This window comes from Citrobacter sp. Cc139, assembly GCF_030334645.1.
Taxonomy (GTDB): Bacteria; Pseudomonadota; Gammaproteobacteria; order Enterobacterales; family Enterobacteriaceae; genus Citrobacter; species Citrobacter werkmanii.
In genome coordinates, this window is sequence record NZ_JAOWDM010000095.1 from 1 (window position 1) to 22,579 (window position 22,579).

General features: G+C 48.3%; 13 protein-coding genes and 8 pseudogenes. 12 read left to right on the forward strand and 9 right to left on the reverse strand.

The genetic code is table 11. The features are described from left to right. Positions 1 to 55: 55 nt before the first annotated feature. Positions 56 to 753, forward strand: a protein-coding gene (locus tag OGV69_RS23330) for an IS1-like element IS1B family transposase (protein ID WP_095033700.1) whose coding sequence is annotated in 2 segments (ribosomal slippage) — positions 56 to 305 and positions 305 to 753 — 699 coding nt in all. Because the reading frame shifts where the segments join, the coding sequence is not laid out codon by codon here. On the opposite strand, the gene OGV69_RS23335 is transcribed toward OGV69_RS23330, so the two are convergent. Continuing rightward, positions 688 to 1,263: a hypothetical protein gene (locus OGV69_RS23335; protein WP_286469539.1), complete on the reverse strand. Its 576-nt coding sequence runs from the start codon at positions 1,261 to 1,263 to the stop codon at positions 688 to 690. The genes OGV69_RS23330 and OGV69_RS23335 overlap by 66 nt on opposite strands. 1,191 nt (positions 1,264 to 2,454) lie before the next feature. On the opposite strand from OGV69_RS23335, the gene OGV69_RS23340 reads away from it, so the two are divergent. The 3 genes and pseudogenes from OGV69_RS23340 to OGV69_RS23350 all read left to right on the forward strand — a co-directional run. Then, the gene (locus tag OGV69_RS23340) at positions 2,455 to 3,042 is read left to right on the forward strand and encodes a YagK/YfjJ domain-containing protein (RefSeq protein WP_052951283.1); all 588 of its coding nucleotides are present in this window, start codon (positions 2,455 to 2,457) and stop codon (positions 3,040 to 3,042) included. Positions 3,043 to 3,128: 86 nt separating this feature from the next. Next, a complete protein-coding gene (locus tag OGV69_RS23345) occupies positions 3,129 to 3,335 on the forward strand; it encodes a helix-turn-helix transcriptional regulator (RefSeq protein ID WP_047358716.1) in 207 nt (68 codons plus the stop codon). 108 nt (positions 3,336 to 3,443) lie between these two features. After that, positions 3,444 to 3,653: pseudogene (locus OGV69_RS23350) on the forward strand (DUF7828 domain-containing protein); the annotation flags it as partial. Here the strand turns inward: OGV69_RS23350 and grpR are convergent. After that, positions 3,617 to 3,922 (reverse strand): annotated as a pseudogene (gene grpR / locus OGV69_RS23355) (propanediol utilization system methionine adenosyltransferase GrpR); the annotation flags it as partial. The pseudogenes OGV69_RS23350 and grpR overlap by 37 nt on opposite strands. Next, positions 3,813 to 4,172 (reverse strand): annotated as a pseudogene (locus OGV69_RS23360) (hypothetical protein); the annotation flags it as partial. The pseudogenes OGV69_RS23360 and grpR, both read right to left, overlap by 110 nt. A 6-nt stretch (positions 4,173 to 4,178) precedes the next feature. On the opposite strand from OGV69_RS23360, the pseudogene OGV69_RS23365 reads away from it, so the two are divergent. Continuing rightward, a pseudogene (locus tag OGV69_RS23365) lies at positions 4,179 to 4,295 on the forward strand (transposase); the annotation flags it as partial. Between the two features lie 225 nt (positions 4,296 to 4,520). Here OGV69_RS23365 and OGV69_RS23370 read toward each other — a convergent pair. After that, positions 4,521 to 5,477: pseudogene (locus OGV69_RS23370) on the reverse strand (IS110 family RNA-guided transposase); the annotation flags it as partial. A gap of 406 nt (positions 5,478 to 5,883) precedes the next feature. Between OGV69_RS23370 and OGV69_RS23375 the strand changes: the two are divergent. The 5 genes from OGV69_RS23375 (at position 5,884) to OGV69_RS23395 (ending at position 11,429) form a co-directional block, all read left to right on the forward strand. Then, a complete protein-coding gene (locus OGV69_RS23375; protein WP_047358718.1) occupies positions 5,884 to 6,495 on the forward strand; it encodes a fimbrial protein in 612 nt (203 codons plus the stop codon). A gap of 95 nt (positions 6,496 to 6,590) precedes the next feature. Beyond that, entirely contained in the window at positions 6,591 to 7,292 is a 702-nt protein-coding gene (locus tag OGV69_RS23380) for a fimbrial biogenesis chaperone (RefSeq protein WP_047358719.1), read from the forward strand. A gap of 11 nt (positions 7,293 to 7,303) precedes the next feature. Then, positions 7,304 to 9,790, forward strand: a complete 2,487-nt coding sequence (locus OGV69_RS23385; protein ID WP_047358720.1) for a fimbria/pilus outer membrane usher protein — start codon at positions 7,304 to 7,306, stop codon at positions 9,788 to 9,790. Next, positions 9,781 to 10,764, forward strand: coding sequence for a fimbrial protein (locus OGV69_RS23390; protein WP_286469540.1), 984 nt, complete (start codon positions 9,781 to 9,783; stop codon positions 10,762 to 10,764). The genes OGV69_RS23385 and OGV69_RS23390 overlap by 10 nt, the downstream gene beginning before the upstream one ends. A gap of 14 nt (positions 10,765 to 10,778) precedes the next feature. Continuing rightward, the gene (locus OGV69_RS23395; RefSeq protein WP_048998670.1) at positions 10,779 to 11,429 is read left to right on the forward strand and encodes a fimbrial protein; all 651 of its coding nucleotides are present in this window, start codon (positions 10,779 to 10,781) and stop codon (positions 11,427 to 11,429) included. 61 nt (positions 11,430 to 11,490) lie between these two features. Here the strand turns inward: OGV69_RS23395 and mrkJ are convergent, their stop codons facing one another. The 4 genes and pseudogenes from mrkJ to tnpC form a co-directional block, all read right to left on the reverse strand. After that, positions 11,491 to 12,207: a cyclic-di-GMP phosphodiesterase MrkJ gene (gene mrkJ / locus OGV69_RS23400; RefSeq protein ID WP_048998665.1), complete on the reverse strand. Its 717-nt coding sequence runs from the start codon at positions 12,205 to 12,207 to the stop codon at positions 11,491 to 11,493. A gap of 141 nt (positions 12,208 to 12,348) precedes the next feature. After that, positions 12,349 to 12,933 carry a helix-turn-helix transcriptional regulator gene (locus OGV69_RS23405; RefSeq protein WP_048998666.1) on the reverse strand — a complete coding sequence of 195 codons (585 nt, stop codon included), beginning with the start codon at positions 12,931 to 12,933 and terminating at the stop codon, positions 12,349 to 12,351. Positions 12,934 to 13,052: 119 nt separating this feature from the next. After that, positions 13,053 to 13,763, reverse strand: a complete 711-nt coding sequence (locus OGV69_RS23410) for a flagellar brake protein (protein ID WP_129622261.1) — start codon at positions 13,761 to 13,763, stop codon at positions 13,053 to 13,055. A 218-nt stretch (positions 13,764 to 13,981) separates the two neighbouring features. Then, a pseudogene (gene tnpC / locus OGV69_RS23415) lies at positions 13,982 to 15,128 on the reverse strand (IS66 family transposase); the annotation flags it as partial. Here tnpC and OGV69_RS23420 point away from each other — a divergent pair. Both OGV69_RS23420 and proA read left to right on the forward strand, forming a co-directional pair. Continuing rightward, positions 15,099 to 15,281: pseudogene (locus OGV69_RS23420) on the forward strand (DUF2534 family protein); the annotation flags it as partial. The pseudogenes tnpC and OGV69_RS23420 overlap by 30 nt on opposite strands. Before the next feature lie 840 nt (positions 15,282 to 16,121). Continuing rightward, entirely contained in the window at positions 16,122 to 22,013 is a 5,892-nt protein-coding gene (gene proA, locus OGV69_RS23425; RefSeq protein WP_047357848.1) for an anti-phage protein ProA, read from the forward strand. A 416-nt stretch (positions 22,014 to 22,429) separates the two neighbouring features. Here proA and OGV69_RS23430 read toward each other — a convergent pair. Beyond that, positions 22,430 to 22,567, reverse strand: a pseudogene (locus OGV69_RS23430) (hypothetical protein); the annotation flags it as partial. Between the last annotated feature and the right edge of the window lie 12 nt (positions 22,568 to 22,579).

The window sequence follows — 22,579 nt, forward strand, 5'->3', positions numbered from 1 at the left end:
GGTGATGCTGCCAACTTACTGATTTAGTGTATGATGGTGTTTTTGAGGTGCTCCAGTGGCTTCTGTTTCTATCAGCTGTCCCTCCTGTTCAGCTACTGACGGGGTGGTGCGTAACGGCAAAAGCACCGCCGGACATCAGCGCTATCTCTGCTCTCACTGCCGTAAAACATGGCAACTGCAGTTCACTTACACCGCTTCTCAACCCGGTACGCACCAGAAAATCATTGATATGGCCATGAATGGCGTTGGATGCCGGGCAACCGCCCGCATTATGGGCGTTGGCCTCAACACGATTTTCCGCCATTTAAAAAACTCAGGCCGCAGTCGGTAACCTCGCGCATACAGCCGGGCAGTGACGTCATCGTCTGCGCGGAAATGGACGAACAGTGGGGATACGTCGGGGCTAAATCGCGCCAGCGCTGGCTGTTTTACGCGTATGACAGGCTCCGGAAGACGGTTGTTGCGCACGTATTCGGTGAACGCACTATGGCGACGCTGGGGCGTCTTATGAGCCTGCTGTCACCCTTTGACGTGGTGATATGGATGACGGATGGCTGGCCGCTGTATGAATCCCGCCTGAAGGGAAAGCTGCACGTAATCAGCAAGCGATATACGCAGCGAATTGAGCGGCATAACCTGAATCTGAGGCAGCACCTGGCACGGCTGGGACGGAAGTCGCTGTCGTTCTCAAAATCGGTGGAGCTGCATGACAAAGTCATCGGGCATTATCTGAACATAAAACACTATCAATAAGTTGGAGTCATTACCCGGGTCTGACATTATTTGTTTTTTTAAAGAGGTAAAGCGTTGTCTGAGTTCCATCAGAGACCTGGTGAATGTATTCTCTGCACGGATAATCTTGTTATCATTATCGGGAAGATAAAAAGAAAATGTAATCATTTCAATCTGGCGATATTGTTTCACCATTGAAAGATAATGATTGCTGAGGTAAGTCTGAGTATATTCTTTTTCAGTAATTGCTCGTATTAGTTCTTTTTTGTTTTCAGAAGGGATCCTTTCGCTAAGGATGATTTTCTGATTTCTGTTATTCATGTTGGGACGCCGGAAGTCTCGTTCCCCACTGGTGTACTGGATACGGTACAACTTATCCAGCAGATCATACATACCGTAAGGTGGCTTGTTATTCCTGAAAGCGGTGAACAGATATTTCCTGCTAATGTCACCCCATGTATGTTCGGGTTTTTCATAAAACCGATCCTCCCTGCGCAACTCAAACACCCGGAAATCATCCCATATCGTCATACCTCGTTCTCCTTTTTGTGGCTGACAGGTGATACCTTAGCCTGGGAAATTTAGTCCAGATTGTACTCTTTTTTACTGTAAATGCAGCGGTATTATAATCTTTTTTTGTGGTTTTTTATTTACAATTGATATTGTAACTAACTGATTATAATGTGCTGCTATGATGTGGTTGTTGCTAATTTCGCTGATTGGATCAGGTTGATCTGTTCTTCATTACTGGCAAGTAGTCAGTGTCCGTGGAACTGAGTAGGGGGAAGTAACGATATACAGTGGATATGTAAGCGGTGGACGTACGGAGGAACGCCCTGTTTTCAGAGACCGGCATCAAACCGGACAGAATGTGTTACAGATACGCTGTCAGGGTAAGCCGTTGTGAGAGGAACAATACGATAACAGATAGCGCTTCTATATTTTGTTTGTGATAAATAAAAATAATAGCGGAGATCTTTTAGGCTGGAATGTGAAGGTGTTCCCTGAGTCTGCTACCCCCTGAGTAGTGAATGAATCCGGTTAGAGGGGAGTGTGTCTGATTGTCCGGTATGTGCATTTCGGTTGTAGGTCTGAAAAAATATTCGTAAATATATTTACGTTTTTCGAGTGTTCTGAAAAATGATAACTTGGTTATTTATTGCCTGCTGGTTTGTATGTTGTTTTTAGCCTTTTTTCATAAGGAGTATTTTTGTCAGGATGCTTTTCCTTCCGGGATACTATCTTCTTCGCACTGGTTCGTTACGAGAGTTGATGATGGTAATGGAAAGTTTAATATGTTATTTAGAACGTGTGTTTTGAGTATTGTTGGTTGTCACATTTTTGTACTAATTTAGGTATTATTATTGTTACTTAAGGAAGTCAATTATTTACGTTTGATAAAACAATCCATCTCAGATATATTTGAAAGAAATACACTATTTTAAGTCAGTACGATAACTCTCCATAACATTAAACAACAAATTATTCTCCTCCATCAAGTAATACACCCTGCCCGGTGATGCACTTAATATTCTCTCAGAATAAGTTCCTTTCACAACTGAATTATATCATGACAGTGTTTTCAGTATCGCATCATTCTTAATCATCTCTCGTTACTCGTCATTCAGTAAACGCGGGTACATATTTTTTGAACTGAGCATTTGAGTCATTACAATTTGATATATCTCTCTTATCCAGTGTTAACCACAGGAGAGAAATAACATGACTTATCGAATTAATGAGACTTATACCCTTAACGATGAATTGTTTCATGATCTGACGGATCATATGGAACGTATGCGCGACCGTTACTCTGACATTATTCCTCTACGTATGGATTTCGCTTATAAGACGACCAGTCGCCGTTATGCTGATCGTTATCGGGATCGCTGGGATATGGACATGTACCGGCTGGCAGAAAGAGTTATGAGTGCGGGTGTTGTTATTGGTTATGTGTGGGTGATGGAGTTCACTTATCGGCATGGCCTGCACTTTCACGCCATGTTTTATCTTGATGGACAACGTAAGCGGAACTGTTACTGCTCTGCGCGGGTGATTGCTGAAGAGTGGCGAAGCATTACGGATGGTGAGGGGATATTTGAGAACTGCCAGAAGAAGGTTTACCACAAAGTTAACGGTGCCAGATGCCTGCACCACTCAGACAGTGAAGGCTATCAGGACCTGGCGTTTATTCTTAGCTATCTGGCTAAGCAAGAGCAAAAAGAAGACTGTGAAGACCCTGTATTCTGGCTGAGTGAGATAAAGCTCAGAGGATGGGGAGGAAGGCCCCGAATCAGAAGTATCGGTTAAAAATTACGTCAGTGCGTCATTGTTTGAAGAAGTCTGCGTTCACCATACCTGACTTCTTCTCCCTTACCACCAACGGAGAACAAACGATGACCACACCCACCAGCCTGCTTAACGATAAGTTTGTCGATATGGCGTTTATCACCCAGCTCACGGGCTTGACGGATAAATGGTTCTACAAATTGATACAAGACGGTGAATTTCCTAAACCCATTAAGCTGGGCAGAAGCTCTCGCTGGCTTGAAAGCGAAGTGGAAGCCTGGCTACAGCAACGCATTGCAAAGTCCCGCCAGTGAGTGATTAAACGCAACCACATCTCCCACCTGATTTAATCGTATGACCTGCACTGCTGCCCTTTCTGGGATGGTTTAGCCCTGCGCGTAATCCAGCAAAGGACCAATACTATGTACGCAAAATCGTTTATTGCTCTCGATGGCAATCGACGTCTCACTGGTTCGACCACTGCACAGCTTTCCCCTTACGATCACTACTCCTGTCACCTCTGCGGCAGCGCTCTGATATTCCATCCGGAATGGGGTTCCAACCGTCCGTGGTTTGAACACACATGGGAAGATCTGACGGAAACCGGGCGGGGCAGGCCGATGGCCCATCCCAACTGGACTTTACAGCGTGAGGCAAGCCCGGCGGCAACGATGTTTTTCGCCACATAGCGAGCAGCGTAGGCTGCGGAACGATCAACCTTCGACGGGTCTTTACCGGAAAACGCGCCGCCGCCGTGGCAGGCTGCACCGCCGTAGGTATCGACAATAATTTTACGGCCCGTTAGGCCGCAGTCGCCCACCGGCCCGCCAATCACAAAACTGCCTGCCGGATTCACCAGAAAGCGGGTTTGCGGCGTAAGCCAACGTGAAGGTAGAGTGGGTAATGTCATAAAGGATGGCGTTGATGCCACTGCCTGTGGGCATGTCGCAGCGGAGAAGATGCATCACACTGAGGCCAATGCGCAGAAAGTGCATCAGGTGAACAAGTGCCCGAGCGGATGATGGCCTGCTACGCGGTATGCGCGGCAGCAGCAAGGCAGCTGGATCAATCATCTGATTGGTCCAGTGCGTTTCATCGCCTTTAAATACGCCGTTCACGCTCCGGTGGATATCACGCTGACAACAAAGGAGATCGCTATGCGTAAAGCCCGTTTTACTGAGCATCAGATCATTGCTGTAATTAAATCGGTTGAAGCCGGACGAACCGTTAAAGATGTCTGCCGGGAGGCCGGTATCTCTGAAGCCACCTACTACATCTATGGACTACCTCCGTTTTGCAAGTACTGAATCTGGTTTTGAGTTGTTGCTTACATCTATCCGGCATCAGGAAAATCTGTGCCCAAATGGGTAATCCGCACACAATCGCCTCGACAACTGAACGGTCTCTGAGGCCAATATAATAGTCAGGTTCCGATTGTGCAGGTGCAACCTGTCACCATTTCTCAGTACGCTGCAACTTTTGCTGGTAGGGGATTAATTTCACACTACCTGATACTCGGTCTCATTTCTCAGCATCGACCAGATTATTCTCGCGTTTTTGTTAGCGACCGCCACGGTCGTTTTATTAAATCCGCGCCGTTCCTTTAACTGGTTAACCCACTGATTCATATGACTATCATTGTTATTCGTGGCAACCCTGACGACAGAGCGGGCACCATGAATAAAAAGTGTTCGCAGATGCTTGTCGCCTTTTTTCGTCATATTCATCAGCACCTGCCTGTCGCCACTCGAATGCTGGCGTGGAACCAGACCCAGCCATGCAGCAAAGTGGCGGCCATTCTTAAATTCAGTTCCTTTGCCAGTAGCAGCAACAACGGCCGTGGCCGTTTTAGGGCCAATGCCTTTAACTTTGGCGATACGCTGACAAGCTTCTGATTGCCTGAATACTGTTTCAATTTCCTTATCAAAAAAATGGATCCGACGCTCGAGATCGTTAAAGAGATCATAGAGTTCGGCAATCGTCCTGCGCATTCTAACGCTAAGACCATTTTCAGCATCTTCAAGGATAAGCGGAACAGCACGACGAACTCTTGAGACTGCCGCGCCGATTGTTATTCCCCGATCAAGCAGCAGTCCCCGGATTTGACAGACTGTCGCAGTACGATGATTGACAATACGCTGTCTTGCACGGTGCAGAGCCTGAATATCCTGCTGTTCAGGGCTTTTCGGTGGAACAAACTGCATCGTAGGTTGCATCAGAGCCACAGCTATCGCCTGCGCATCGTTACCGTCATTTTTTTGCCCACGGACAAAAGGTTTTACATATTGGGGGCTGATGACTTTTACGTTATGACCCAGTTTTTCAAACTCACGCTGCTAGTAAAATGCCCCGGTGGACGCTTCGATCCCAATCAGACATGCAGGAATATTTGCCACCGCCTGAAGTAATTCTTTTCGACCAGTACGCTTTGAATAAACTGACTTACCCATGCCATTGTGATTTTAAACATCATTAAAATTATAGCCATTGGCGCATTGTAATTATAACCTCTAAAGATCAATGGATTACTTTGTTTCATGTTGTGTTTGACAAAAGTCAACATGTCTTTGATTGGAATTGCTGATTGTTTTTTTGTTTATTAATAGGTGCTAATCCATGAAACAGTCTCAATCAAGTTGTAAAAGAATGTATATTTAATCCCGAAATAGCATTCTTTGACGCCGACAGCATCGACGAATTCTTTTATAGAATCCGTTCCTGACGCTTTAAATATTGCGGCTTCCGGTCAGTCGAAGTTTCTATTAACAGTCGTACAAGTTGGCATCGCATATCGCTTCTGATTTTTGTGCGAATTAACTGTTTGCTCATTGATACTTAATTCACTCTGACAAGGAAATGGCAATGAAAAAGGTTCTTCTCTCTGCTGCAATAGCGACTGCGTTTTTTGGTATGGCTGCGGCAAATGCTGCTGATACCAATGTAGGCGGCGGTCAGGTTAATTTCTTCGGTAAAGTTACCGATGTCTCTTGTACTGTTTCCGTAAACGGCCAGGGCAGCAATGCTGACGTTTATCTGGCTCCGGTGACTTTAACGGAAGTTAAAGCGGCTGCTGCAGATACCTACCTGAAACCAAAATCGTTCACTATCGACGTTTCTGACTGCCAGGCTGCTGATAAAACTGCACAGGATGATGTGAGCAAACTGGGTGTGAACTGGACCGGTGGTAACCTGCTGGCTGGCGCAACCAGCAAACAACAGGGCTACCTGGCGAACACCGAAGCAGCTGGCGCGCAGGATATCCAGCTGGTTCTGTCCACCGACACCGACACCGCACTGACCAATAAAATCATCCCGAACGGCAGCTCCGCGCAACCTAAAGCCAAAGTTGATACGAATGCCGTAGCAAATGGCGCTCGCTTCACTTACTACGTTGGTTATGTAACCAGCAAACCGGAAACTGTTACCGCCGGTGTGGTTAATAGCTACGCGACTTACGAAATTACCTACCAGTAATATCGACTGAGAGATAAAGCCGCCTCGCGCCGGGGCGGCATAAAACAATAATAAAGCGGCCGCTGCTGCCGCTTATTTTTTATTCTGAGGTCAGCATGAAGCGTATTGCCCTTTTTTTCTGTTTCATTTTTAGTTTTGTGGCCCATGCCAATAATATTATTGTTAACGGCACCCGCTTTATTTATCCAGGAAATGAAAAAGAAATAACGGTGCAGCTCTCCAACACCGCCGACCGTCCGGCGCTGGCGCAAGCCTGGCTGGATAACGGTAATGCTGACGCAACGCCGGATACTATTACGACTCCATTTATTATTACCCCACCTATTTCCCGCGTAGACGCGAAAAGCGGCCAGACCCTGCGTATTAAGCTCGGCAGTAATGCGGGACTCGCTAAAGATAAAGAGACGCTCTGGTGGCTAAACCTTCTGGAAATACCGCCGGTTGAAGCCAGTCAGAAAAACGAAGGGCAGAATATTCTGCAACTGGCGATCCGTTCGCGCTTTAAATTTATCTATCGTCCCAATGGATTAGGCAACCGCGATGCGGCGGCAGAAAAATTAGTCCTTTCTGCAAACGGCAACAATTTGTCCGTCAGTAATCCGACGCCATTTTATGTCACCGTCAGCCGTATCTCCCGCGACGGCGGCAAAGCGCTGAACAGCAAAACGGTGATGTTTGCCCCGCAGTCCAGCCAGACCATCGCCCTTTCTTCCGCAGTGAGCAAAGGCGAGACCCTGACCGTTAACAACATTAATGACTATGGCGCAGATGTCGCAGTGAAAGTTGCCGTCAAATAAGGGAAACGATCATGAAGCAGAGGTCAATCTGCCCGGGAAGATTAAGCACGGCCATTGCGGTTGCGCTGTGCTGCTTTCCGCCATTTTCCAGCGGAGAGGAAAACCCGGGAACGGTCTATCAGTTTAACGATGGGTTTATCGTCGGCAGTCGCGAAAAGGTCGATCTGTCGCGCTTTTCTACCAGCGCTATCAGCGAGGGCGTCTATTCACTTGATGTGTATACCAACGGCGAATGGAAAGGGCGCTACGACCTGAAAATCACCGCCGGTAAAGATGGCAAAATGGGCGTCTGCTATACCAAAGCGATGCTGATGCAATACGGGATCTCGCCTGAAAAATTCAACCCGCAGCTCAGCGAGAAAGAGGGCTTCTGCGGACGCCTGCAAGAGTGGCGCAACGAAGAAAATGTTAAAGACACTCTGATCCAGTCCTCCCTGCGACTGGATATATCCGTACCACAAATCTACGAAGATCAGCGTCTTAAAAACTTTGTCAGCCCGGAGTTCTGGGATAAAGGCGTTGCGGCGCTGAATTTAGGCTGGATGGCAAACGCCTGGAACAGCCACAGCTCGTCGTCCAACGGTTCTGATAACAGCAGTGCTTATCTGGGTATTAACGCGGGCCTGTCGTGGGACGGCTGGCTGCTCAGGCATATCGGTAACCTGAACTGGCAGCAGCAGCAGGGAAAAGCCCACTGGAACAGCAACCAAACTTACCTGCAGCGGCCCATTCCGCAGATTAACTCGATAGTCAGCGGCGGGCAGATTTTTACCAACGGCGAATTCTTCGACACCATTGGCCTGCGCGGGGTAAACCTGGCGACCGATGACAATATGTTCCCGGACGGCATGCGCTCCTACGCCCCGGAAATTCGTGGCGTAGCGCAAAGCAACGCCCTGGTAACGGTTCGTCAGGGCAGCAATATTATCTATCAGACCACGGTGCCGCCGGGGCCGTTTACCCTGCAGGATGTTTACCCTTCCGGCTACGGTAGCGACCTGGAAGTTTCGGTTAAAGAAGCCGATGGTACAGTTGAAGTGTTTAGCGTGCCTTACGCCTCGGTGGCGCAATTACTGCGTCCAGGGATGACCCGCTATGCGCTCTCTGCCGGTAAAGTCGACGACAGTTCGCTGCGTAATAAGCCGATGCTCTACCAGGGAACCTGGCAGCACGGTTTAAATAACCTGTTTACCGGCTATACCGGCGTCACTGGTTTTGATGACTACCAGGCGTTCCTGCTGGGAACCGGGATGAACACCGGCATCGGCGCGCTGTCATTCGACGTTACTCATTCACGGTTGAAGAGCGATACCCTTGACGAGCATGGTCAAAGCTATCGCGCCACCTTTAACCGCATGTTTACCGAAACCCAGACCAGTATCGTGCTGGCGGCGTATCGTTACTCCACCAAAGGCTATTACAATCTGAACGACGCGCTGTATGCGGTTGATCAGGAAAAAAACCACAACAGTAATTACACCGTCTGGCGGCAAAAAAACGGTATGACCTTTACCGTTAACCAAAATCTGCCGGACGGCTGGGGCGGTTTTTATCTGAGCGGCCGGGTGGCGGATTACTGGAACCGTTCCGGAACCGAGAAGCAGTACCAGTTTAGTTACAACAATATGTACGGCCGGCTCTCGTGGTCAGTGAGCGCTCAGCGTGTCTATACCCCGGATAGTTCTGGCCACCGTCGCGACGATCGGGTTTCGCTCAACTTCAGCTACCCGCTGTGGTTCGGTGAAAACCGTACCGCTAACCTGACGTCAAATACCTCGTTTAATAATTCACGCTTCGCTAGTTCACAAATTGGCGTCAACGGTTCGCTGGATAGCGAAAACAACCTCAACTACGGCGTGTCGACAACCACGTCTACCGGTGGTCAGCATGATGTGGCGCTGAACGGCAGCTACCGTACTCCGTGGACCACGCTGAACGGCAGCTATAGCCAAGGCGAAGGATATCGCCAGAGCGGTATCGGTGCCAGCGGAACGCTGATTGCCCATCGCCACGGCGTGGTGTTCTCGCCGGAAACCGGCACTACCATGGCGTTGATCGAAGCGAAAGACGCCGCTGGCGCGATGTTGCCCGGCTCGCCGGGAACCCGTATTGACAGCAATGGCTACGCCATCCTGCCGTATCTGCGGCCTTACCGGATTAACTCCGTTGAAATTGACCCGAAGGGCAGCAACGACGATGTCGCCTTTGATCGTACCGTGGCGCAGGTGGTGCCGTGGGAAGGCAGCGTGGTTAAGGTTTCCTTCGATACCACGGTGCAGAACAACATCACGGTACAGGCGCGCCAGACTAACGGCCTACCGTTACCGTTTGCCGCCACGATATTCGACCCGTCCGGGAAAGAGATAGGCGTGGTGGGCCAGGGCAGCATGATGTTTATCAGCGATGCCAGCGTGCCGAAGGCGACGGTTAAGTGGAGCGGCGGACAGTGTTCGGTGGATTTAAGTCAGGCAAAAACAAAGGAAACGCTATGTCGCTAAGTAAAAAACTGACGCTTTTTATTGGCTTAATGGCGCTGGGGACAACGTCGGCATGGGCTGCCTGTACGCGCGGCCCCGCACCAACCGTGCAATTGGATATGGCAATGGGCAGGGTGGTTGTAAACCCCGACTTACCCGTAGGAGCGGTCATTGCCACACAAAACTGGACCATGCCCGCAGGTTCCGGCATTAACTATCGATGCACCGGTACCACCGTTTTTAAAGCTAGCATTGTGGCTTCAGGCGTCACCGACCTGGGAAATAAAGTTTATTCTACCAATGTGCCGGGTATTGGTATGCGTTTTAGCCGCAGCGGTTCAACGGTCAATATTATCTATCCGGGGTCGTTTACGACAGGAGGCGGTAATTTTTCGCTTGAAGGGTCGCGTTTTACGCTGGAAATCATAAAGACCGCAGCGGTAACCGGCAGCGGCACCCTGGCGGCGGGTAAATATACCTCTTATGACTGGGAGAACGGTAATAACCCGATCCTGGTGACGCTCCTGAGCGCCAATGCGATAACCGTGGTTTCACCCTCGTGTACCATCCTGAGCGGCAAAAATATGAACGTTGATGTCGGTACCATCAAGCGCAGCGATCTCAACGGCGTGGGAACCACCGCCGGGGGTAAGGATTTTAATATTGAGCTACAGTGCAGCGGCGGGTTAAGCGAGTCGGGGTACGCCAATATTCAGACTTCTTTCTCCGGCACGTTGGCGACGGGGACGGCCTTGACTCGCGGGGCGTTGCTGAACGAAAAAGCAGGAACCTCGCTGGCGAAAGGCATTGGTATTCAGGTTTTGAGAGAAGGCACGCCGCTGGAATTTAACAAAAAATACAGCATCGGGAGCTTGCGCACGCAGGAAACCCGCTTTATCACCCTGCCTCTCCATGCGCGCTTCTATCAATATGCGCCGACTACCAGTACCGGTGAAGTGGAGTCGCACATGATCTTTAACCTGACGTACGATTAATGCGGGAGGCGGGTATGAGTGATTCAGCAAAGTATAAAAATAGCACACGACTCATTCAGTTGGCCTTGATGAGCGGGACGCTTATTGCCTCCTCGGCGTGGGGATTCGAGACGAATTACGATCGTGGGCGGGTTGATTTTGCCGGACGAGTGACCGACATCTCCTGTAGCGTGGCGCTTAACGGCGGCAATAATGCAGGGAGTGGAAGCGTCTGGCTGGCGCCGGTCAGCCTGGCAGAAGTACACGATCGCGGGGCGGGGGCATTTATGAAACCACAGCCTTTCACGCTGGAACTCTCAAACTGCCAGCTTCGCCATGATGGCGGCGCGGCGGATAAAGATGAAGTTCGGATGGTGAGCGTACGCTGGATTGATGGGTTTATGGTCAATTCCGTCAGTAATGAAAACGCCGGTTATCTGGCTAATACGCGCGCGGACGGGGCCAGCCATATTTTCCTGGCCCTGTCGACTAACGACAATAATACGCTGGACAAGAGCAATAAAATTGTCCCGGCTGACCCGCAGCAAAACCGGGTGCCTCTGGTCGAAAAGGCGGTGGATGGCGGGATATTTACTTATTACATTGGCTACGTTACGCCAGCGCCGGAAAAAGCGACCAGCGGTCCGTTGACCAGCTGGGCGACCTGGGAGTTAGTTTATAATTGAGTGATTGATTGACTTTATTGCGCGAATGTTAATATTGATGCCGGAATGCTCCGGCATTTTTTTAAACCTTGATATCTTCTTTGACCAGTTGTTCAATACTGACTTCCTTCCAGTAGTGTCCCTGAATAGCAAACCATTCCATGCCCTGTAACCATTTCTTGTGCGCTTCACTTTCTACGCCTTCAATAATCACATTATGGTGGTTACGGGAAAGAAAGGTGATCAGCGCGTCCATCAATGGTCGGCCAGAATCTTTTTGCATTAAATGCCAGAAGAAGTCTTTATCGATTTTGACATAATCAAAATGGTAGCCTCGAATCGCGCTAATACCCGCATTACCTGAGCCAAAATCATCGAGCCAGAGCGTCGTACTTTGCGGATCGCTCCAGGTTGCAAGAGCATTGTTCAATAATTTATTCGAGTTTTCTGTTACCTCAAAGTGAACGCAGCCAATGTGATCAACGAGGTTTTTAATCTCTGGTCTTAGCAATATGTTGAGTATATGGTCATCAATATTGATTGTTGCAGAGATGCCGTTTTTATTAAACCACTGTTTATGTTTTTCAATAAGCGCCAGCTGCTCCATGAATATGCTCTCGCGCAATCCCGTATTGGCATAGCGGAAGAAGTTTTCTGGAGAGATAGACAGGCTATCGAAACGACTCAGGCACTCTACGGCGACGAGCGTATTTTTTGGGGAAAACATCTTTTGAAAGACATAACGAACGGATATATCGCTACGTGATAAATTATGATTGGAAAACAGAGTCGCGTTCATTATCTCTCGTCAAAAATCAGGTCGGAGGTAAAGAGAAGATAACTTTATTATAGGTGAGGTTTATGTCGATGGGAATGATTATTAAAGGCAGATTACCAATGAATTATCGGCTTTTGATTGGTCACCCACATATTTTTGGCTTTAGCACCGATACATATTGACTATCCTTTTATTCATTATCCGTGAGTTATTCATCCCCAGTTTCTTCATAATATGTACTTTATGGCTGTGTACCGTTTTGTGATCAATATCGAGGAGTAATGCGATTCTTTTATTGTTGTTACAGGCAATGATTAGCTCCAGAACCTGAAGTTCCCTGGCGGTTAGCTTACGCCGGGTACATAATCCCTGACAGCCATCGGCGGTCAAAGGTCTGTTGATGATGGCTGAGAAATCTGATAAAGAAGATTTTTCAGTCAAAATCAATAAATGATCGATATCAAGCAGCTCCCTGAACAGTCTGGAGAGGTCACTTTTTACAATTAAAACCAGCAAAGCACAGTGCGTAAGACGCTTGCGCAGGGTGTTAAGCAATGCGACCGTTGTGGCTGCAGAGATATCCTTATGGATAGTGTTGACAATAATGGTAGTGGTTGATGGCGCGCTGGTCCCCTTAACAATATCCTGGAAGTTAAGAGTGGTGATGTTTTTTTTGTTATCAATCATATAATCATGGATCGAGTGTCCGATGATATTGTCGTCAGTATAAAGTAATGTGTTTTTCAATGTGTTAAATTTTCCTGTTGACTATCGTTATCATAAAAAATGTCTTGTGTGCTATTGAATTAATAGTGTTTTAGGTTAAAGTGGTTGTTTTTTATTGAAATTGTATTTCATCAGGTAAATTAAACTAGGGTTCGCCTGTTTTTTATTTTTCTATCAATTATCAATTTGACAATTATTTTTTCTATCTCCTCTTTTTTTTGTTCACTTTCGTAATAAAACATGCAAGATACTCTGAAGCTTGTTGTATCACATTGTTTGTGATTATTTTTCTCGGATATATGCTTTATCTTTAAATTAACAAGGATTTGTCCGTACTCCCCAAGATTTAACTCTGAATTTTCAAGTTTATTTCCATTCCTAATAAAACTATGCAAAGGTTCCAGGGATATAAACGAGCAACCACCTTCAGATATATCATTCAAGTGATATTTATAAATAGTGCCACTTCTGTATCTTCCAGAGCAATAAAACTGGCTTTCGTACCTAACGTTAATTCTTGGTGATGTCCTTCGTTGTAGTATTGATAATGATTCAGGGATAATGAAGCATAGAAGATTGTTTGAATTGTTTTTGGCAGTGATTCGATTGTTGGTTGTGAATTCTATTTTTCCTAATGGGCTGTGGATGATAAAATAAAAAATGCTCTCTTTAGGAAGGCCAGGATGAGAGGTGGATGGTTTTATATAGAAAAAATTTCCTTCTATTTTTTTTAGTGTCGACTGGTGTTTTATATTATTACAATAGAAGTACAATTTAGATTGAATCCTGAGTTCATCTCTCAGAATTGCAATGATTTCATATCTGGAATTTTTAGAAACTCCTTCAGACATATTGACTCCCTAATCCAAAAATAGCCAGAATTTTAATTTATTATCCCATGTTTGAATCGTATTTTTCTTAAAAAAAACGCCATTACAGCCTATTGTTTAATGTAAAAAAATAGGGTAAATCTATTGATTGATGGTTGACACTGTCGAACTTTCTTTATTGGTATTTGGAATGAATAATCTTTTAATATGTAAGCGTTCAGCGAGCGCCGTATTGACGGCTATTTATTGGTGAGATCTACGTTCCAGGGCAGAAGTTCAGCCACTTTGTTCGACGGCCACTCCGGCAGTACACTCAGGATGTAGCGAAGGTAGGTTTCCGGATCGATACCATTGAGCCGACATGTTCCGATCAGCCCATATAGCAGGGCTCCACGTTCACCACCATGATCGCTGCCGAAGAAGATATAGTTCTTTTTACCCAGACATACTGCCCGTAACGCCCGCTGCGCTGCATTGTTATCAGGTTCTGCAAGGCCGTCATCGCAGTAGTAGCACAGCGCATCCCACTGGTTCAGGGCATAAACGAACGCCTCGCCCAGCCGGGATTTTTTTGACAGTGTCGTGCTTTTTTCCACCAACCAGTCATGCAGCGATGTCAGCAGCGGCTTACTTCGGGACCGCCTGGCTGCCAGCCGCTGAGATGCCGTGAGGCCGCGTATTTCTTCTTCTATCGCGTACAGCTCACCGATACGTTTCAGGGCCTCTTCTGCTGTCGCTGTTTGCGTGCTTATTTATATAGACGTCATGGATTTTTCTGCGCGCGTGGGCCCAGCATGCGGCTTCTGTCAGCGGCCCTCCTTCACGTTCCGGACTGAACAACCGATCATAACCTGCGAAGGCGTCCGCCTGCAGCACACCATGATAGTGGCGAAGATGCTGCTGAGGATGTTTCCCCTGCCTGTCTGGCGAGAAGGCGAACCACGCCGCTGGCGGATCTGACGAGCCAGCGCTCCGGTCATCGCGAACATACGTCCAGAACCGCCCGGTTTTCGTCTTCTTTCTGCCCGATGCCAGCACCGGAACAGGTGTGTCGTCAGTGTGTAGTTTGCGGCAGTCCATCACGTAGTGGTAAAGGGCTTCATCCAGCGGGGCCATTAACCGGCAGCAGGCATCCACCCAGTTGGAGAGCAGCGCCCGGCTGAGATCCACACCCTGACGGACCAGGATTTCAGTCTGGCGATACAGTGGCGTATGTTCACAGTACTTGCTCGTTAACACGCGGGCCAGCAGACCCGGTCCGGCGATACCCCGGTCGATGGGACGTGATGGCGCAGGGGCTTCAACGATACAGTCGCATCTGACGCAGGCTTTTTTCACTCTGACCGTGCGGATCACTTTCAGGGCGTTGAAGACCAGTACAATCTGCCAATGGAAACCCGGGACATATCCTTGTTCATTATTCAGGGAGCATGGGTTGCCATCTATAGTCTTCTGTTCACCGTTATAGGCTCTCTCCCGTTTGGCTTTTATTTCCTGGGTCCAGGGATGAGAAGGGTTAGCAGGACTCTAATTTCATAACGTCTTAGCCGAGCCTTTCAAAGGCTTTCACCTGTATGTGCCAGTACTGTTTGCGCTGGCACTGTCAAATGGCAACACATTGCCAGCCCCCTTTTTCATGAAACGACGCACGTTCTGCGCGTATTGTAATAGTGGCTAAAAATAGTTGATCGGATGCGCCATTTAAGTCAAATTTCACTTTAGTTTGTCCCGTCGTGCTACATCAATCTAAAGGATATTTAATCCTAAGTTATTACATTGAAGGATTGAATGTCCGTTTATGGCACGTAGCGGACCGCTTGAAGAGGCGTGTGGTCTGCTAAGAGCTGTGAGTTCACTGTTTGACAAAGACATGACTAAAATCGTGGCTTGTTAAATAACAGGGAACAAATAAAGGGATATATTCAATTGTTATCAATCCATTTTTTAAAATATTATATCGAATATCACCTTTTCTTGATTTTTTTGTTGTTCATTATTACAGTTGAATCGAGGGGGAGGGGGTAAAAACTTATATTTATCATTGAGATAAAATTTTATGAAATTGCTATCCTACCTCAGATTACTGGGCTGACCTAATCTATAGATCAGGTTCTCTTTATACTTTATGTTAGCGAAATACTAAGATGCTTCTTAGTGACGACCTCTTGACGGTAGAGGACGCGTGCATAGATTTTACAATCACTGCCTTTCGCCCCCTAACCTAATCCGCGAATGATGCATCCTGAACTTGCGCGCCAGTTCTTATACTCGTCGTCAGAGCAATCAAATTGCTGATGCTTTCTGCCTGTTCAAGGCATCTCCTGTCGTCAGCAATACTGTGCATATTTGATTGATTTCCTCTTAAGGAGAATTAGTTTCATGGGTATTAAAGCGCAGGTGAGTATCGCGCACAAGCTGGGGTTCACATCACACCAAAATGCAGTTCCGCTGTTACGTGAGCTTATCTTGCATAATGAGTCCGAAGAGACATTTCAGGATCTGACACTGCATCTGAGGACCGTGCCAGCTGTGCTCGAAGAAAAAAAATGGAATATCGATCGCCTGCTTCCCGGTACTTCACTTGATATCAGAGATCGGGATATCAAACTTAATGCTGAATGGCTAGCCGAACTGACTGAAAGCGTACTCTGCGAAGTCACGCTAAGTTTGCGCCAGGGTGAGGAAGAACTCTTCATTACCCATTACCCGCTTGAGGCACTGGCGAAAAATGAATGGGGCGGCAGTGCAATGATTGAATTGCTCCCTTCATTTATTATTCCTAATGATCCGGCTGTGGATCGTGTACTCAAGGCAACCTCTGATGTCCTTCGCCGTGCAGGCAAGGATGACGCTCTTAATGGTTATGAAAGCAAGTCGAGAACTCGTGTCTGGGAAATTGCCTCAGCTCTCTGGACTGCTGTTTGCAACCTCAATATCAGTTATGCCCTTCCCCCAGCCAGTTTTGAACGCAATGGCCAGAAAATTCGCACTCCAGGAGCCATTCTGGAAGGAAAAGTCGCGACCTGTCTGGATACAACATTATTATTTGCTTCAGCACTGGAACAGATTGGTCTGAATTCACTGCTAATGCTCAGTGAAGGTCATGCGTTTGCTGGTGTCTGGTTACAACCGCAGGAATTTTCGCAGCTAGTGACAGATGACGTCTCTGCGGTGCGCAAACGTGTCGACCTGAAAGAAATGGTCGTATTTGAGACAACTCTCGCGACCAGAGCTCACCCGCCTTCATTTACTCAGGCATCTGATGAAGCGTTAAAGCATCTTAACGAGGATGTTTTTCACGCAGCCATTGATTCCCGTCGCGCGCGTATGCAGAAAATTCGGCCACTGGCTCTGGGGGGCACTCGCCTTGAAGACCAGTCGGATGCCTGCGAGGTTATTTTGCATGGGTTTGAGGAAGCCCCCTATATCCCTGATGTTGATATTGATATCGAGACAACTGGCGAAAAAGAAGCCGGGGGGCGGCTGGTACAGTGGCAACGAAAACTTCTGGACTTAACCACCCGTAACCGCCTGTTACACCTGTCTGAAAGCGCTAAAGGCATTCGTTTGATCTGTGCGAATCCGGGCCATCTTGAAGATAAACTGGCTGAAGGCAAACGCATTCGCATTGTCCCGCTCCCTGATCTCGAAAGCGGCGGCCGCGATGCCGAACTTTATCAGCAGCTCACAAATGAGAACCTGCAGGAAGAATACGCTCAGATTGCGCTGGAACGCGGTGAAGTCGTCTCCTCAATGGAAAAATACCGCCTCGAGTCATCCCTGATCGACCTCTATCGAAAATCGAAAAGTGATCTCGAGGAAGGTGGTGCCAACACTCTTTTCCTCGCTGTTGGCTTCCTTAAATGGAAAAAATCTGCTGATGACCCCAAAAGTTACTCTGCTCCACTGATACTGCTGCCGATTCAACTTGACCGTAAAAGTGCACTTTCGGGCGTGACCATGCGTTTGCTGGAAGAAGAGCCCCGCTTCAACCTTACACTGCTTGAGCTGCTGCATAATGACTTTGCTCTGACAATCAACGGCCTCGATGGTGATCTACCCACCGATGAAAGTGGTGTTGATGTGGATGGTATCTGGAATATGGTACGGCGTGCTGTACGCGACATACCCGGTTTCGAAGTCACCCGCGATGTCGTGATTGGCACATTCTCTTTTGCCAAATATCTGATGTGGAAAGATCTCATCGACCGGGCACCTCAGCTGATGCAAAGTGCGCTGGTAAAGTATCTTATCGAACGCGGCCAGGAAAATGCCGTTCTGGATAAGAGCGGAGAAGTCATCAACGCTCATGAACTCGATGACAACATCAATACGCAGGATCTTTTCTTGCCGTTGCCTGCAGATTCCTCGCAAATCGCCGCTGTTGTAGCCTCTGCAAAAGGCAGGGATTTTGTTCTGGATGGCCCACCCGGTACCGGTAAGTCGCAAACCATAGCCAATATGATCGCGCATAACCTTGCGCTAGGCAGGCGCGTACTTTTTGTCGCTGAAAAGAAAGCGGCGCTGGATGTGGTCTATCGTAGGCTTGAGGCCCAGGGACTCGGTGAATTTTGTCTGGAACTGCACTCGAGCAAAACGTCCAAGATGGATTTTCTGAAACAGCTCGAGCGGGCATGGGATGCGCGTGATCTACTAACCACCGAGGAGTGGAAGGAAGAAGCGGCCAAGGTGCAGCACCTGCGTGACAAACTCAATGAGGTTGTCCGTTTGCTCCATCGGCGCTGGCCCAATGGCTTAACACTCCATCAGGCAATGGGCACAGTTATCAGGGATGCAAGTAGCGCCACGCCGCACTTTAGCTGGCCTGCATCGACTTTGCATTCTTCTGCAGAGATGACACAGTTCAGAGAGATAGTAAAACGTCTGGAGCTGAACCGTGATGCATGGAAACAGCACGGCGATCATTTTGAACTCATCGCGCAGGCTGACTGGACCAATGGATGGCAGTCCTCTCTCATTGCTGCAGCAAACTCATTGCCTGCAACCATCGATCACCTTGAAGACGCGACCGAGGCGTTACTGAAGGCGACGGGAGTTACTCTGCTCTCTACCGAGCCGGAGAGACTGTCGCAGTTAACTTCATTCTGTGAATTATTGTCGGAAGCTTACGGCATTGATCTGAGTTTCATGTTCGCACCGGATGCCGCAAGCCGTATAGAGTCAGCGAATAAAGCCGTTCACCTCCTGAAAGAGATTGAAGCGACAAAGGCTAATCTGTCAGTTACCTACCCTTGTAACAGTTGGCAGCACGTTAATGTCCCACAGATCAGAAACGCACTTGACGTCGCTGACAAAAAATTCTGGTTCTTTGCGACCAGTGCCCGCAAGAAAGTCATTGGTGAAGTTATCCGACAACACTCGCTAACGTCAGCCCCCGACTTATCCGTTGATCTCCCCATTGCTGAAACTCTGCAGACATTGCTGCAACGTCTGACCGAGCTTAACTCTGCTACTGTATCTCTGCCGGGATGGGTTGGACTGGATACCAACGTTGCACAGTTGCAGACCACCCTGCAACTTGCCGAATCTATCCGCAATTCGCTTGGTGGTTTCGCTTCTTCGCCACAGCAGTTGGCCGAGATCCGCACTGCGGTAAAAAACCTGATTGTTGATGCCAATGACCTTCTCGGTTCGCAGGGCGTTATCTCCGCACTAACCCGGAAACTGCGCACAGCGATCGCCGATTTCAATGATGCACAGGTTAGCTTCTGCAATCTGATAAAACCATCTGAGGATAAACCATCGCTCCCGGCACTGCGTGACTGCGCACTCAATATCCTGCAACATCAGTCCGCTCTTAAAGCCTGGAGTGACTGGAGCCGTGTGCGTGAGGAAGCGATTTCACATGGCCTGCAACCAGTGATCAACGCGCTGGTCCATCTTGACTCAGGAGACATCAGCGCGGCAGAGATTTTTGAAACTGCCTATTGCCGCTGGTTTGCATCGTGGATGATCGATTCAGAGCCGCTGCTGCACAATTTTGTGCCGGCTGAGCACATGAGTGATATTGAGGCTTACCGTACGCAAACCGATCGTCTGTCCAAACTGGCAGTACGCTACATCCGTGCCCGTTTATGTGGCGTCATTCCTGCAAAAAATGAGGTCAGCAAGCAGGGTGGTTTTGCTCTGCTTAAACATGAACTACAGAAATCCCGTCGTCATAAACCGGTACGTCAGATGGCAGCAGAAATGGGAGATGCCATGGCCAAACTTGCCCCCTGCATGCTTATGAGTCCGCTTTCAGTCGCCCAGTTCCTGCCCTCGGACCAGGACTTGTTTGACCTTGTGATTTTCGATGAAGCATCGCAGATTGCCCCGTGGGATGCTATCGGCACCATGGCGCGTGGCAAACAGGTGGTAATCGCTGGCGATCCCCGCCAAATGCCGCCTACCAGCTTTTTTAATCGTGCAGCCAATGACACTGACGATGATACTGAAGAAGATATGGAAAGCATTCTGGATGAGTGTCTTGCTGCCGGCCTGTATAACCACAGCCTGAGCTGGCATTACCGGAGCCGTCATGAAAGCCTGATTACCTTCTCCAACCATCGCTACTATGACAGTAGCCTGATTACGTTCCCCGCTTCGGAAACAAAGCAAAGTGCTGTCCAGTGGTGCAAGGTTGCAGGCGTCTACTCTAAAGGGAAAGGACGTCATAATCAGGCCGAGGCAGAAGCGATCGTCGCTGAAACGGTGAAGCGACTGACTGATAAAGAGTTCGTTGCATCAGGCAGATCGATAGGCATTATCACGCTGAATACCGAACAGCAAAAGCTAGTCAGCGATCTGCTGGACCGTGCCAGACAGCAACACCCTGAAATTGAACCCTTCTTCCAGTCTGAACTGGAAGAACCTGTTGTGGTTAAAAACCTCGAAACGGTTCAGGGGGATGAACGCGATTTGATCATACTCTGCATCGGGTACGGCCCGACTGAACCGGGCGCAAATACAATGTCGATGAATTTTGGACCGCTTAATCGCGAGGGAGGCTGGCGCCGACTGAATGTTGCCGTCACACGTGCGCGGCAGGAAATGATGGTCTTCAGCTCGTTCGATCCTTCCTTTATCGACCTTAATCGGACCAACGCCCGCGCGGTTGCTGACCTCAAACACTTTATTGAGTTTGCCCAGCGCGGCCCTGTAGCTCTTGCCCAGGCAGTACGTGGGTCTGTAGGCGGTTATGACTCACCGTTTGAAGAGGCAGTGGCAAATGGCCTGAGAAGAAAAGGCTGGCATGTTGTCCCGCAAATTGGCGTATCCCGTTTCCGTATTGATTTGGGGATCGTTCATCCGGATAAGCCTGGCGACTATCTTGTCGGTGTTGAATGTGACGGCGCCACTTACCATAGCGCAGCAACAGCACGCGATCGCGATAAAGTCCGGAGCTCCATCCTGCAGGGCCTGGGCTGGAAATTACTGCGCCTCTGGTCAACAGAATGGTGGATTGATAAAGAAGGCGCACTCGACAGGCTGGATGCAGCAATAAGTCGCCTGCTGGAGGACTCCAGAGCAGCGGAAGCCGCACTGATTGCTGAAGCAGAAAAACAAAAGCAGATTACGCCAGTCATCGCTCCCGTAACCAATGATGTCAGTGATGACATACTGGTTTCTGAAACTACACCTGTCGCTAATGATGCGGAAATATCCGCGTCAGTAACCCCTGTCATCCCGCTTACTGCCAAAGTAAGCGAAGATGATGGTAACACTGGGCTGAAGTATGCATCTTTAGCTTCTCAGAATAACGACAAGCCAGTGAATGTCGGTAAGTATGTCGTTAACGATCTTCAGGAATGGTGCGACAGGACAGATGCAGAACAATTCTATATCGCTGAATATGATGAGACACTTAAAACCCTCATTGAAGCGGTGGTGACAAGTGAATCACCAGTCCTGGATACAACGCTTGTGCAACGCATCGCACGTATACACGGCTTCACTCGCGCCGGCAGACTGATACGTGAACGCGTAATGGAAATTGTGGATCAACACTATCACCTTGCAACCGATCACTCAGGTGAAGACTTCGTCTGGCTGTCCGCAGCGCAACGTGCTGACTGGAATGTGTTTCGTTTGCCAGCCACGGATAACGACATTCGTCAGGTTGACGCGATCCCCAGTGAGGAATTACGCGCACTGGCGCTGAGTATTGAAGGTGACAATAAGATACAGGAAATGACCCGCTCGCTTGGCATTAAACGCCTGACTAGTCAGGCAAAAAAAAGGATTGAATCAGTACTTGATGTTGTTTGAAGGTCAACCGTGTGGAAAACCTCTTTTAGAGACTAACAGTCTGAAATATAGAGTCTTATTCGATCATCTTGAGACCGAATGTATTAGAGTCGATTTCTGACACCTCTTATCGTGGTTTTCTGCATCACCAACATCGACCAGTTGGGCGTAATCAAGGAGGACGTCTGGAAAACGAATCTATGGTCACTCCCGTTTTTGCAACACCGATTTTGACAATAAGTTGGTTTGCTTGAATCTATTCGGCATCAGAGTGGAATTTTTTTTCCACGCCTCGATGAGTTCCGCGCCTGATGAACCTCCAGAAATTATACGGCTTCATCGAGCCTTTCCGTTTTACAGGCCGGTGGGCCGTTTGTATCATCAATAATCAGTATTCGCAAAACCAGATAAGTGATTGTTTAAAAGTGTTATTCTCGTTATGTTTCGTAAGTTTGCTGTCGTGCCGTAAGTGCCAAGGCTATTCTAGCCAGCTTGTTTGCGAGAGCGCAGGTCACGACAAAGTTACTTTTCTTACACAGTAACTCCCTGACCCAATCGGCAGGCTTGCCAGTCTGCTGTATCCGGAG